Below are 13,693 nucleotides of genomic sequence, written 5' to 3'. Positions count from 1 at the left end.
AAGTCCGCTTAACTGACCTTTAACCCATAATCTCCGCCTGCGCATAGCCCAAAGCTTCGCCCAAAGCTTGTAAACGGCGCTGGACGCTGTTCGACTGTAACCGGACCGCCGAGCCGCTCAAGTGCAGGCGTAACGTCGCGCCGTCGCCGTCGATGCGGCTGTCGGCAAGGGCGCCGCCGGTGCCGCCGTCGAGGCGGTGGGCCAAGCGGATGGCGAGGCCCCAGATGACGGCTTGGGCGAGCGCGCCGGGGGTGGCCAAGGCCGTCAGCATTTCGGGCAAGGTCCGCTTTCCGGCATGCACCGTCCAAAGCGCGGCGGCTATGACGGCGCGGTCGCTGGTACTGACGCCAGGCCAACTGCCGTACAATGCAAGGTCAAGCGCATGGTCGGCGCGATATTCGGGGTTCACGTTCCACACGCTGTCGGACAGCAAGCACGCCGCACGGCACAGACGGGCGTCATGCGCGCTTTGCCCCGCAAAAACCGGCGCAATCCATTCGGCCAGCGCGTCGCCATGAAAAGGAAAACGTCCCAAGCGCTCACCTTCAAAGCGGGCCGTCGCAATCAACGGATCTTGCTGGCGCTCCTCTGGCGTTAGCTGTTCAAACAACAAGCCCTCGCGCAGGCCGTAGATGCTCGTCACAAGCTTGTTGGGCTTTAACAGCCCGATTATGCCACCCAACAAAGCCGTCGCCCCGGGTAGTTCCGAAATACGGCCCGCCGCGACCACGTTCGACCGGGTCAGGGCGTCTTTGTCTTGTACCAGCGGCGTAAGCAGTTCGGGTGCCTCCGGCGGCATTTCATAATTCGATAATATGGTCAGTGGATAGCCCGTTGCATGCATATGCAGCCGCGCAAATGTTCGCCACGAACCGCCGATCATGTAAAAGGGTAGATCAGTTTCCATCGGAAAGGCGCTTTTGCCCATCGTCTTTGCAATATCATCGCGCAGCATTTGCATGATTTGCTTGGCTGACTTTCCGGTCAATATGTCGTGCCGCAATGTCCCCAGCGGCAGCGACACGCGCGCGCCCAATGTGCCATCGGATATCCGGATAAGTTCAAGGCTACCACCGCCCAGATCGCCGACATAGCCATTGGCAAGAGGATTGTCGCTGAGCACGCCATAGCCCGCTGCTGTGGCCTCGGCATCGCCATCAAGCACATCGATGCGGATGCCCAAGGCGGCGGCCTTATCGACCAATTCCTCACCGTTTTTCGCCTCACGCGTTGCGGCGGTGGCGACGACGCTCAGGCTGTCGACCTTCATCGCGCGAGCAAGCGTTTCAAAACGGGCCAATGCGGCCAACGCCTTTTTCATCGTCGCCTTGTCAATTTCGCCGTCGCCTGCAAGGCACGCGCCCAGCCTTACGCGGCTTTTTTCGTTGTAAATGGGCAATGGCGCGCGCGGCGACCCTGCATAAACTACAAGCCGGACTGTGTTGGAGCCAATATCAATGACGGCCTGACGCACCGCCCTCATCTTTGTCGGACGAGGCTCAGCGTTGGAACCTTCTTGTCATCTGCCAGCGCGCCTCCGCGTCCCGAAAGCGATGCATTTGTCATGAAATAATGATGCAGATTAAATGGCATGCTACCCGCTTTTACCCTTTCATAGCGTCCGTCAGAGCGCAGCATCCAGCTTTGCTGATTGTCAAGCAGGTTTGCAACCATAACCTGATCAAGGATCTGGTCATGCACCGTCGGGTTCTCAATTGGCAGCATATATTCTACGCGGCGGTCGAAATTACGGGACATCCAGTCCGCCGACGAGATGAACACTTTTGCTTCGGGATTGGGCAGATCCGCGCCATTGCCCATCGCCCAGATGCGGCTATGCTCCAAAAAGCGACCGACGACTGACTTTACCCGGATACGCGAAGACATGCCCTTCACACCGGGCCGCAAGCAGCAAATACCACGCACCACTAGGTCGATTTCAACCCCGGCCTCGCTCGCTTCATATAATTTGTCGATGACCGCCTTATCGACCAGCGAGTTGACCTTGGCCCAAACTGCGCCCGGCCGCCCAGCGGCGACATGGGCGATTTCATCGTCGATCAACGACATGACTTTTTCCCGCAAACCAAGCGGGCTCATGGTCAAAAGCCTGAGTTCGGTTGGCGGGATATAGCCGGTGATATAATTAAAAATCTGTCCGGCATCATGGCCGACACGCGGGTCCGCAGTAAAGAAGCTGATATCGGTGTAAACCTTCGCGGTGATCGGGTGATAATTGCCTGTGCCCAAGTGACAATAGGTCCGGAATCCATCCGCCTCGCGCCTGACGACCAAGGATATTTTGGCGTGCGTCTTCATATCGACAAAGCCGTAGACGACCTGAACGCCGGAATTTTCCAACTGCGACGCCCAGTGCAGGTTTTGTTCTTCGTCAAACCGGGCCTTTAATTCGACAATTGCGGTGACCGATTTTCCGGCCTCGGCCGCTTCGCACAAAGCGCGGATGACGCCCGATTGTTTGCCAGCACGATACAATGTCTGTTTGATGGCGACGACGTCGGGGTCAACTGCGGCCTGTTGCAGGAACGCGAGCACGACGTCGAAGCTTTCATACGGGTGGTGAATAACGATGTCTTTTTGGCTGATCGCCGAAAAACAATCGCCATCATGTTCCAATATGCGTTCGGGGAAGCGCGCGGAATATGGCGGGAATTTAAGCGTCGGACGGTCTTCGTCCACCAATTGGCTCAGATCGCCGATGCCCAAGAACCCAACGGTTTCGACCACGATCGATGCGCCCGCGCCGAGTTCCGAACGGATCAACGTCGCCAATTCACTGGGCAGGCCTTTTTCCAGCTTTAACCGGATAATCCGACCGCGACGGCGGCGCTTGATGGCGCTGCGGAAATAGCGGACAAGGTCTTCGGCCTCTTCCTCCACCTCAATATCGCTGTCGCGGATAATGCGGAAGGCTCCGGCTGCGACCAACAAATAATCGGGAAACATCTGGCCAACGAAATGTTTGATGAGTGCCTCGATGGTCACAAAACGCGTGCCAGGACCGGGCAGTCGAACGAAGCGGGAGAGCGATTGGGGGATCAAGACCAATTGCCTTACGACTTCATTGTTATCCTTGCGGCGCATATCGAATATCAGGCTGATGCCCTGATTGGGGATGAAGGGAAAGGGATGGGCAGGGTCAAGCGCTTGCGGGGTGAGGACCGGCAAGATTTGTTCGCGGAAATATTTGCCCACTTGCGCCTGCAGGGTCTTACCCATTGCAGATGGTTGAACGATCTTGATGCCTTTACCAGCCAATTCCCCCATCAGCTTGCGCCAGAGTTTTTGTTGCTGGATCATCAATCTGTCGGCGGCGGCGACGGTGTCGGCAAGCTGTTCAGATGGCGTGCGGCCATCGATCGATAGCTCTTCGATCTGCCGTTGCTGCTGTCCGCGCAAGCCTGCCACGCGGACCATGAAAAATTCATCGAGGTTCGTGCCCGAAATCGATAGAAAGCGTAGCCGCTCCAGCAAGGGATGCGCCGGATTCAACGCTTCTTCCAGCACGCGCTCATTAAATTTCAACCACGATAGCTCGCGGTTAAAATAGCGCGCATCGGTTGGCGTTTTTCGGGCTTTCAATCTGCTCGGAACTGGCACGGACTTCACGAAAAATTTCCTTCTTCATCAATTAAGGCGCGATGCCATGGAAACATTGCATATTTACGGCAGCCATAATGCGAACTGTAACGCCATTGTCGCCAAATTGTCATCACTGATATGCCGAAGAGTCACAACCCCTGCTTATGGGCCGATTATCACTAAGGGTATATTTAGGGGCTTTATATATGCAAACGCGTTCTACACATTCACGGAAACTTTCACGCAATGCAATGCAATGCTTTGCGGCGCTGCTTTGCTGGCGATCCTGCCATCATCGTTGATGGCGCAGACTACGAATGAAGCGGAAGACGATGCCATTGTCGTCACGGGTTCGCGGCCAATCGCTGAATCTGAGGCAGCAGCCCTGCAAGTTCAGAAAAATTCTGATTCGTTGGTAACCGTTGTGGCATCGGACTCAGTTGGCCGTTTGCCCGACCAGAATATTGCGCAGGCAACTGGCCGCCTTCCCGGCGTAGCCGTAGAGCGCGATCAAGGACAAGCGCGTTACATCAGCATCCGCGGTGCGCCAAATTATTGGACGACCCTGTCGTTCGACGGCATCAACATTGTCAGCCCAGAAGGCCGCGACGCGCGTTTTGACTCTATCCCATCGGCTATCGCGGCGCAGATCATTGTTTCCAAGGCTGTAACACCGGACATGCCGGGTGAAACGGTGTCTGGCAATGTAAACGTAATTACCCGCTCTGCATTTGACTATAGCGGTCTGCACTTTGCCGGTAAGGCTGGTTATGGCGTGGCCGATCTCGGCAATCAGCCGCAATATGAAGGTTCGGCGGTCGTCTCGACCCGCGTTCCTGCTGGCGATGGCGAAATCGGCGTTCTCGTTTCAGGCAGCTATTACCAGCGCGACATGATCACCGACAATTTCGAGACGGATTATGAACGCGTTTCACAGGATCAGCGTCCCGGCGCGCTCACACGCTTTTGGGCGCATGAAACCGAGAATAAGCTGTACCGTTTAACGCGCCGTAACTGGTCGCTGTCGGGTCGTCTGGACTGGAAGCCCAACGCCGATAATACTATCTCGCTGCGTTCAATTTACACGACGTTCACCGATGACGAAATGCGCGACAATTTCCGCTTTGACCTTGATGATCGTCAGGGTGATCTGATCGCCAACACCGCCGCCTGCGGAACCACAGTGAATCCAACACCGACAACAACGGGTTATGCCGATGTCTGCATTGGGAATACACCGTTTCAAGGTACCGTCTACGGCATCGATATTCGCCAGCGTTCGACGCTGCGCGCTTTTGAACAATCGATCTTCACCAATACGATCGAGGGAACCCATGAATTCGGCGATGGCTGGAAAATCAACTGGCTGGGCAATGTTACGGAATCCAAAGACGACCGTTCAGTCGTCGGTGAAACAACGTGGGATAGCCCAAGCACACGCAATTTGCGCCCAACGGTAGCCTATGATTTCAGGGACCTTAATTTTGGCCGCTTGGCTTTGTTCAACACCATACAGCTGAGCAGCCCGACGCGCTTTCAGGCTGGTACGTCGGTTACGGATATCGATAGCTTCACGAAGCCGCTGGCAAGCTTCAGTGTGTTGGATGCAGTGGATACGACCAAGGCATATACTGCAAAATTTGTCGTGTCGCGCGAAACAGAATTTTTGGGCGGGGATGCAGTCCTAAAAGCCGGCTTCCAATTTGACCAGCGCACCAAGACGGTTGATGAAAGCAATATTTCCCTCAACACTGCGGCCCAATTTGCGACGATCGGTATCTCAACCACCTATAATGGGTTCAGCCTTGATACGCCCTTCAAGGGCGAAATACCGATGGGATACACTTTCCGTTATTTCGATGCCGATAAAATGCGTGCAGCCAGCGATGCTGCACGTAGTGCTTTCACTTTCTCACCCGCGACCAACAATATTTATGACGTTCGCGAAGAGGTAATGGCGGGCTATCTGATGGGGACAGTGCGTTATGACTGGGGTTCCGCCATCGGCGGTGCGCGGATCGAACGCGTGCGGAACAGCGGAACTGCGGTGGCAACGATTGCCGGTGTGAGTGCGCCTGTGACTGCGGAAAGCTCCGGGACTCTGGTATTCCCGAGCATGCACCTCAATTTCGACGTCGATACCGACAAGAAATTGCGCATTGGCTTTACCAGCGGCGCGGCGCGTGCCGATTATGACCAGCTGCGTCCGAATGTTGTTGTTGATGACAGCAATCAGCGGATTTCTGGCGGCAATCCGGCGGTAAAGCCGGAGCGCTCATATGGTTTGGACGCATATTATGAATATTATGTCCAACCGCAGGGTTACTTCATGCTGGGTGCATTCTACAAACAGGTGGAGGACGTGCTGTACACGTCGCGCAGCATATTTGGTTCCAACGCGCTCGACACCAATAATGTTGACCGTTCGGGTTACGCCTTTAGCGGGATCACGAATGGCGGTTCGGGCCGCGTGCTCGGCGTTGAAGCGGCTGCACAGATGCAGTTAGACCCCTATGTCTCCGACCTTGGCTTGCCCGATTGGATGGGCGGCTTTGGTATCACTGCCAATGCCACCTACAATGACAGTGAAGTGACCAAGCCCGCGATACTTGATGCCGCAGGCGCCATTGTCTCGCCGGAGCGTAAGGTGCCGCTGCCTGGTACATCCGAGGTCGTTTACAATGTCGGCGCTTATTACGAGAAATATGGCTTGTCGCTGCGTCTGCAATATCAAAACCGCACGACCTGGGCCGATGGCTTTGCAGACAATCTCGACAGCGCCGGTGATACCTATTGGGCCGACGATGATGAGCTCGATTTCTCTGCACGTTATGAAATATCAAATGGCATAGAAATCTATTTTGATGCGTCGAATTTGCTCAACAATCCGGGCCGTCGTTATTCCGATCCTTCAAACATTTTGAATGCTCAGGGCATCCCGACGCCATTCACCAGCCGTTACACCATTGAATGGGAGCGTTTTGGTCGCCGTTACTCCGGCGGTATCCGCGTTAACTTCTAATGCGTCTGCCGCTGCTCCTTTTGCCATTGTTCCTTGCCGGTTGCGCTTCGACGCAACCGGCAATGAGCCCGCTGCCCACGGCATCGGTCACGGCAAAGTTGGAGACGCAGCCGGTTGCAACGATGGAGGATGCGGCGGATGATCCTGCCATTTGGCGTAACGCCACCTATCCGGCCCAAAGCCTGATCATCGGCACCGACAAGCGTGCGGGCATTCATGTCTATGACCTGAAAGGCCGTCAGGTCAGCTTCACGCCGTCGCCACGCCTCAACAATGTGGATCTGCGCGATGTCGGCGGCAACATCGGTGTCCTCGTGGCCGCCAGCGACCGACAGGATCTCGCGCAGGCACAAATGGCGTTGTTCCGACTGGATACTGCGGCCCAGAAATTATTGCCTTTGGTTACCCTCCCTGTCGATACTGGGGAGGCTTATGGCATGTGCCTCTGGCAGCGCGCGCGTGACAAGGCGCTGTTCGGTTTTGTCGTGCTCAAAGATGGCCGCATTGATCAGGTCGCGATTGATTTAAATGGCCCTGTTCCCAGCGGCAAGGTCGTGCGCAGCATGAAGTTGGGCAGCCAGTCCGAAGGCTGCGTTGTAGATGACCGCACCGGCATATTATATGTGGCCGAAGAAGATGTCGGTCTTTGGAAATTCGATGCTTCACCCGATGGGTCCAATATCCCGACGGCGATTGCCAAGGCAGATGGCAAGGAAATCGTTATGGATGCCGAAGGCGTGGCCTTGGCCCCGTCCGGCTCCGATGGCGGCTATGTCATCGTTTCGAGCCAAGGCGACAATGCGTATGCCGTCTATAAATTGCCCGAGGCCAATTATCTTGGCCGTTTTCGCATCAATGACGGCGCAATTGACGGCGTTCAGGAAACCGACGGCATTGAATTGATGCTCGGCGATTTTGGTCCTGAATTTTCGGATGGGCTTTTTGTCGTCCAAGATGGCGATAACCGCCCTGCGACACAGAATTTCAAGCTCGTCGATTGGGCCGAAGTTAAACGCGCACTTGGGCTTTAGCCACAACTTGCCCTAGACAGTTTCTGTTGCTTCGCGCATGAAGATTGCATGACGATATGGTTCCATGAAAAGCTTGATCTTGCGACGCTAACCGCAAGTGGTGCAAATTGCATGCCCGGTTTTGTCGGCATTAAATTTGTCGATTATGGGGACAATTGGATCAAGGCGCGCATGCCCGTCGATGCACGCACGAAGCAGCCTTATGGGCGGCTGCACGGCGGTGCGTCTGTGGTCTTGGCCGAAAGCGTGGGTTCCACCGCGGCGGCGATGACGGTTGATCCCAGCAAGTTTGCGACCGTGGGCATGGAAATCAACGCCAACCATATTCGCCCCGTGAAGGACGGCTTTGTCTTTGCTACGGCCACGGCGGAATCCATAGGCCGCACGACACAAATCTGGTCAATCCGGATAGAGGATGAAGCGGGAAAACTGGTCTGCATCTCACGGATTACGATGGCTGTTATTTCCACCGACCGCGCATAAATTATTGCGTAAAGCATAGTACGCGTCCACGGGTGACGGGAACATGACACCGTTAGACGGAATTTGGGGTTCGGGCAGATGTCGCTTCGTTATGTAAGAGAATTTAAGGGCTTTGCAGGCATCAGGCTGGAGGCCGACGATATCGGTTCCGCCGATGATCCGTCCATTGTCCTACTGCACGGCTTTGGCCAGACCCGCAAAGTGTGGGAAGATGTGGCCATTGGTCTGGAACAGGCTGGACGCCATGTCATTAATGTCGATCTACGCGGTCATGGCGGCAGCGAATGGCCGTCCGACGGTCGGTATGACTTTACCGCGTATGTTGAAGATTTGCGCGCCGTGCTGGGCCAAATGCGGACGCGTCCCGTTGTTGTTGCTGCGTCCCATAGCGCATGGATTGCGACCATGGCCTTGGCCGAAGATGCCGCAACCTTGGCATCAGGCCTGATTTTCGTCGATCCGCCTGCGGACCATGATGCAAAGGCGGTGCGTGCGGTGGCTGACCGTATGTCGGCGGCGCTTGGGCAGAGTTTAAACCGGACAGATTATGACGATGCCATATTTGCGGCGTTCGACACAAATGGCGTGGGGGAAGCATTGTCGGATGCCGCAGCGCATATTGGCTTGCCGTCATTGATCATTCGGGGTGCCTTGGGGCAAATTGACCCAGATAGTGCGCAGCCCGCTTTTGTGGACAGCCTTCCCAATGTAGAGGCAATAGACGTCGATGGCGGCGGCTTGTTGATTATGGCCGAACGGGCAGAGGCGTTTAACGGGCTTCTGATTGACTTTTTGGAGCGCAAGCAACCGCGCTTCATTCCGGAATATCGTTCCGGCTCCGACGCGCGGACATTGCGGGATGCGATGGGGTGCTTCGCGACGGGCGTGACGATCATCACCGCCCATGACTCAGAAGGGAAGCCCGTGGGCTTAACCGCCAACAGCTTTACCAGCGTGTCGCTCGACCCGCCTTTGTTGTTGGTGTGCATCGCCAATAATTCCGGCAGTGCAGAGGTTTTGCGCGGCATTGACGATTTTGCGGTCAACGTGCTGCAAATCGGGCAGCAACCTGTCTCCAACCTGTTCGCTGGCAAAAGCGAGGATCGCTTTGCCGGAACCCGGTGGGAAGTCGGCGAATATGGCGCGCCCATTTTGCCAAGCTCACTCGGCATGTTTGAATGCAAACGCCATGCCCTGCATGAGGCTGGCGACCATTTCATCTTGGTCGGCCGTGTGGAGAAAGCGAGCTTTGAACCGCGCCGTGACCCCTTGCTCTACTTCCGCGGCAAATATCGGCGCTTGCACTTTACCTGAACCCAAACGCGCATTGACGCGCCGCCACCGATGACCTAAACTGGTTGCAAATGTAACCAGTTTTTCAGGAGCGCATATGGCCGATTTGTTCGAAAACCCGTTGGGTCTCGATGGGTTCGAATTCATCGAATTTTCCGCGCCGGAAAAAGGCCTGCTTGAGCCTGTGTTTGAACGCATGGGTTTCAGCCGCATCGCGCGACATCGGTCGAAGGATGTCGACTTGTGGCGGCAAGGCGAGATCAACTTGATCGCCAATTACGAGCCGAAAAGCCCTGCGGCGTATTTCGCGGCGGAGCATGGCCCATCGGCATGTGGCATGGCGTTTCGCGTGAAGAACGCGCGCGTCGCCTATGACGAAGTGATTGCGCGTGGCGCGGAACCTGTTGAAACGCGCACTGGCCCAATGGAGCTGCGCTTACCCGCTATTCGCGGCATTGGCGGCGCGATGATTTACCTTGTGGATCGTTATGGCGACGCACTGTCGATTTATGACATTGATTTCGACTATCTGCCCGGTGTGGACCGCAATCCGGTGGGCGCTGGTTTCAAGATCATCGATCACCTCACGCACAATGTCTATGGCGGGCGTATGGCGCATTGGGGCGGTTTTTACGAGCGCGTCTTCAATTTCCGCGAAATTCGCTATTTCGACATTAAGGGCGAATATACGAGCCTGACCAGCCGCGCGATGACAGCGCCGGACGGCAAAATCCGCATTCCGTTGAATGAAGAGGGCAAAGCAGGCGGCGGGCAGATTGAGGAGTATCTGCGCGCCTATAATGGCGAGGGCATTCAGCATATCGCCTTTTCCTGCGATGACTTACCAGCCTGCTGGGACCGGTTGAAGACGCTAGGCACGCCCTTCGCGCCGCCACCGCCTAAGGCTTATTATGACATGTTGGAAGAACGCTTGCCCGGCCATGGTGAGCCGGTTGAAGAACTTCAATCACGTGGCATTTTGTTGGATGGAACGACGCAAGATGGCGACCCGCGTTTGTTATTGCAGATATTCTCACAAACTATGATCGGTCCTGTGTTCTTCGAATTCATTCAGCGCAAAAAAGACGAAGGCTTTGGTGAAGGCAACTTCACTGCTTTGTTCAAAAGCATCGAGCGCGACCAAATTGAACGCGGCGCATTGACGGTAACGGAGCCAGCCGCATGACTGCGCCGATCACGCTGAACCGTATTCACCACGTCGCCTATCGGTGCAAGGACGCACAGGCGACGGCGGATTGGTATGCGCGGGTTTTGGGTATGGAATTCACCACCGCCTTTGCCGAGGATCATGTGCCATCCACGGGCGAATATGACCCCTATATGCATATTTTCTTGGATTGCGGCGGCGGCAATGTCCTTGCCTTTTTCGAACTGCCGAACCAGCCCGAAATGGGCAAAGACCCCAATACGCCGGCCTGGGTGCAGCATATCGCGTTTGAGGTTGCGGATCTTGACGCGCTGCTGGCCGCTAAGGCGCATATTGCGGCGCAAGGCATAGATGTAATTGGCCCGACCTTTCACGGCATATTCCGGTCGATCTATTTCTTCGATCCCAATGGCCATAGGTTGGAGCTTGCCTGCAACATTGGCACGGCAGAACAATATGCCGAATTAAAACGCGTCGCGCCGTTGATGCTGCAGGAATGGAGCGCGACCAAAAAAGCTCCACACCATGCCGACTGGCTGCATGTTGATCTGGACAAATTGCCCTAATTCGCCACGCCCGCGCGTAGCGCCGCGATATGTTCAGGGCCAATCCCGCAACAGCCGCCCAATATGGAGGCGCCTGCTGCGTGCCAAGCGGCGGCGAAGCGGGCATAGCCTTCGGGCGTTAAGTCCGCACGGATCGGACTGAGCCCCGAATTGGCTTCGGCATCGGCAGCCATGGGTGGGAAGGCATTGGCATAGACGCCGATGCAGATCGCGCTGTCCGCCCCGAGTTGCGCGCGCGCACTGCGGACGGCGGCTTCCATCACTTCAGGTTGGCTGCAATTGAACAGCAGCGCTGCTGCGCCGACCTCTTGCGCAAGGCGGGCGGCCTCGGTCACGCTCTCGCCGGAGCGCAGGACAGGGGCGTCCGTGACCACCTCATCCTCCAATGTGAAGGAAAGCCATAATGCTTTGTCGGTCGGGGCGGTGAGCGTTGCGCATAAGCGGGCTTCGGCCAGTGACGACAGCGTTTCGGCAAGCCAATGGTCAATATTTGGAGCGAGTGCGCCGATCAGGACTTCCAGAATTGGACGGGCGCGATCAAGGTCAACAAGATCGGGGCGGTAGGAACCACAAACAGGCGGCAGCGATCCGGCGACGCGCACATCCTGCGGCGATGCATCCGCCACATCGCGTGCCAATTGCCCCGCGCGCGCCGCAAGCGAAGCGCCTTCGCTGGCAAAACGTTCCGCGCCGATATGAAAGGGCACAAGCGCATAAGAATTGGTGGTTATGACGTCCGCACCAGCCTCGACATAAGCGCGGTGGACTGCGCTAACGAAGTGCGGGGCTTCCATCAGCGCCAGCGCCGACCATTCAGGTTGGCCAAAGGGCGCACCACGCCGCGCAAGCTCACGGCCCGTGCCGCCATCAAGGATTAAAAGTGTCTCGGTCATCAAGGTGACATTAGCATGTCACGCATAGGCGCGACAAAGAGATTATCTATTGGTTCGGCCTGCGCTTGCCTCTGTCAGCGCGAAGTTGAACATGGACACTTGCAACATGGCATGCCCACCGCCTAACGTAAGATGAATGGATGAGGCCAAGCTTTATCAATATATTCAGCCATCAACGCCAATGTATCGATGATGGATAGTTCTTTAGAGTTTCTGTGCGCGTTGGGGATAAAATGGCCGATAAAAAATTTGATATCATCGTATATGGGGCCACCAGCTTTGTTGGCCAGATCATAACGCGTTATATGCATGCGCAGTTTGCAGATGGATCCATCCGCTGGGCCATCGCAGGCCGCTCACATAGCAAGCTTCAACAAGTCAGCGACTCGATTGGATTGTCGGGCGTTGAGATCATCGTTGCTGATGCGGCGGACGAAGATGCCTTACGGAAAATCTGTGCCCAGACCACTGTCGTCATGTCAACGGTCGGTCCCTATGCGCTTTATGGCGACGTATTGGTAAAGGTATGCGCCACAACGGGGACCCATTATTGCGATCTAACGGGCGAGCCACAGTGGATCCGCAAAATGCAATTACGGCATGAAGCCGATGCAATCAAAAGCGGCGCTCGGATCGTCCATTGTTGCGGCTTTGACAGTATCCCGTCCGATCTGGGCGTGCACTTCCTTCAACGCAACGCATTGGAACAATTTGGCCAGACATGTGCGCGGATCGACATGCGGGTCGTCAGCATGAAGGGCGGGGCGTCCGGCGGCACCATCGCCAGCATGATTAACATGGTCAAAGAAGCCGTGGGCAACGCCGATCTGCGCCGCGAACTTCAAGACCCTTACAGCCTGTGTCCGCAGAACCATCAATTTTCGGTCACGCAGCCGGAGGTGAAGATTGCCTATGATACGGTCGCTCGCGGCTGGATTGCGCCATTTATCATGGCGGGTATCAACACGCGGGTCGTGCATCGGTCCAACGCCCTGAGCAATAACAGCTACGGTGTTGATTTTAAGTATGAGGAAGCCGTAATGACGGGCCAAGGGAGTTCCGGCAAGCGGAAAGCTAAAGCGGCGCATTGGGGCGTGAATGCCCTTATGATGGGTCTGGCTGTGCCGCCGATCCGCTGGCTGCTCGAAACTTTTGTCTTGCCGAAACCTGGTGAGGGGCCAAGCGAGAAAGCCCAATATGAGGGCCAGTTTGACATTGTTTTCTTCGGTTCAACTGCACAAGGTGAAACCATCCAATGCCGCGTGACGGGAGACCGCGATCCGGGCTATGGATCAACCGCCAAAATGCTCTCTCAAGCCGCTGCCTGCCTTGCCAAAGACGTGTCTGACGCGGTTCCGGGCGGCTTCTGGACGCCAGCAACGATTTTAGGCGATACGTTAATCGCACGGCTTGAGACGCATGCAGGGCTGAAGTTTGAGAAACGCGCTTAGGCTGACATCTATGCCTGTTCGGTGCTATCGGAAGAAATGGTAGACGCTGAGGGGTTCGAACCCACGACCCGCTGATTAAGAGTCAGCTGCTCTACCAACTGAGCTAAGCGTCCCCATTTCGGGATGGCCAGATGCACAGTCCCGTTTGGAGCGCCGCCTTTGATGGGTTTAGCTTGCTTTGTC

The 13,693-nt window shown here is 55.9% G+C and carries 10 protein-coding genes and 1 tRNA gene; 7 read left to right on the top strand and 4 right to left on the bottom strand.

The window, feature by feature from the left end:
* Positions 1-19: 19 nt before the first annotated feature.
* Together Q0O33_RS05760 and Q0O33_RS05755 are read right to left on the bottom strand one after the other, a co-directional pair.
* Positions 20-1,474 carry a Ppx/GppA family phosphatase gene (locus Q0O33_RS05760; RefSeq protein ID WP_295497217.1) on the bottom strand — a complete coding sequence of 485 codons (1,455 nt, stop codon included), beginning with the start codon at positions 1,472-1,474 and terminating at the stop codon, positions 20-22.
* Positions 1,475-1,479: 5 nt separating this feature from the next.
* A complete protein-coding gene (locus tag Q0O33_RS05755) occupies positions 1,480-3,630 on the bottom strand; it encodes an RNA degradosome polyphosphate kinase (protein ID WP_295497215.1) in 2,151 nt (716 codons plus the stop codon).
* Between the two features lie 229 nt (positions 3,631-3,859).
* Here Q0O33_RS05755 and Q0O33_RS05750 point away from each other — a divergent pair, with 229 nt between their 5' ends.
* From Q0O33_RS05750 to Q0O33_RS05725, 6 genes are all read left to right on the top strand, one after another.
* Complete coding sequence (locus tag Q0O33_RS05750; RefSeq protein ID WP_295497214.1) at positions 3,860-6,625, top strand: TonB-dependent receptor; 2,766 nt, start codon at positions 3,860-3,862, stop codon at positions 6,623-6,625.
* A gap of 62 nt (positions 6,626-6,687) precedes the next feature.
* A complete protein-coding gene (locus tag Q0O33_RS05745) occupies positions 6,688-7,656 on the top strand; it encodes a phytase (protein WP_295497213.1) in 969 nt (322 codons plus the stop codon).
* 48 nt (positions 7,657-7,704) lie between these two features.
* Complete coding sequence (locus Q0O33_RS05740; protein ID WP_295497212.1) at positions 7,705-8,139, top strand: hotdog fold thioesterase; 435 nt, start codon at positions 7,705-7,707, stop codon at positions 8,137-8,139.
* A gap of 78 nt (positions 8,140-8,217) precedes the next feature.
* Positions 8,218-9,453, top strand: a complete 1,236-nt coding sequence (locus Q0O33_RS05735; protein WP_295497211.1) for an alpha/beta fold hydrolase — start codon at positions 8,218-8,220, stop codon at positions 9,451-9,453.
* 76 nt (positions 9,454-9,529) lie between these two features.
* Positions 9,530-10,618 carry a 4-hydroxyphenylpyruvate dioxygenase gene (gene hppD, locus Q0O33_RS05730; protein WP_295497210.1) on the top strand — a complete coding sequence of 363 codons (1,089 nt, stop codon included), beginning with the start codon at positions 9,530-9,532 and terminating at the stop codon, positions 10,616-10,618.
* Positions 10,615-11,166 carry a VOC family protein gene (locus Q0O33_RS05725; RefSeq protein WP_295497209.1) on the top strand — a complete coding sequence of 184 codons (552 nt, stop codon included), beginning with the start codon at positions 10,615-10,617 and terminating at the stop codon, positions 11,164-11,166. Before hppD ends, Q0O33_RS05725 begins: the two co-directional genes overlap by 4 nt.
* Here Q0O33_RS05725 and Q0O33_RS05720 read toward each other — a convergent pair.
* Positions 11,163-12,059 carry a homocysteine S-methyltransferase family protein gene (locus tag Q0O33_RS05720; RefSeq protein ID WP_295497208.1) on the bottom strand — a complete coding sequence of 299 codons (897 nt, stop codon included), beginning with the start codon at positions 12,057-12,059 and terminating at the stop codon, positions 11,163-11,165. The genes Q0O33_RS05725 and Q0O33_RS05720 overlap by 4 nt on opposite strands.
* 233 nt (positions 12,060-12,292) lie before the next feature.
* On the opposite strand from Q0O33_RS05720, the gene Q0O33_RS05715 reads away from it, so the two are divergent.
* Positions 12,293-13,510, top strand: coding sequence for a saccharopine dehydrogenase NADP-binding domain-containing protein (locus tag Q0O33_RS05715; protein WP_295497207.1), 1,218 nt, complete (start codon positions 12,293-12,295; stop codon positions 13,508-13,510).
* Positions 13,511-13,547: 37 nt separating this feature from the next.
* Here Q0O33_RS05715 and Q0O33_RS05710 read toward each other — a convergent pair.
* Positions 13,548-13,623, bottom strand: a tRNA-Lys gene (locus tag Q0O33_RS05710).
* Positions 13,624-13,693 lie beyond the last annotated feature (70 nt).

This window comes from Sphingorhabdus sp. EL138 (genome assembly GCF_945862485.1).
Taxonomy (GTDB): Bacteria; Pseudomonadota; Alphaproteobacteria; order Sphingomonadales; family Sphingomonadaceae; genus Sphingorhabdus_B.
This window is presented reverse-complemented; position numbering and strand designations above follow the sequence as displayed.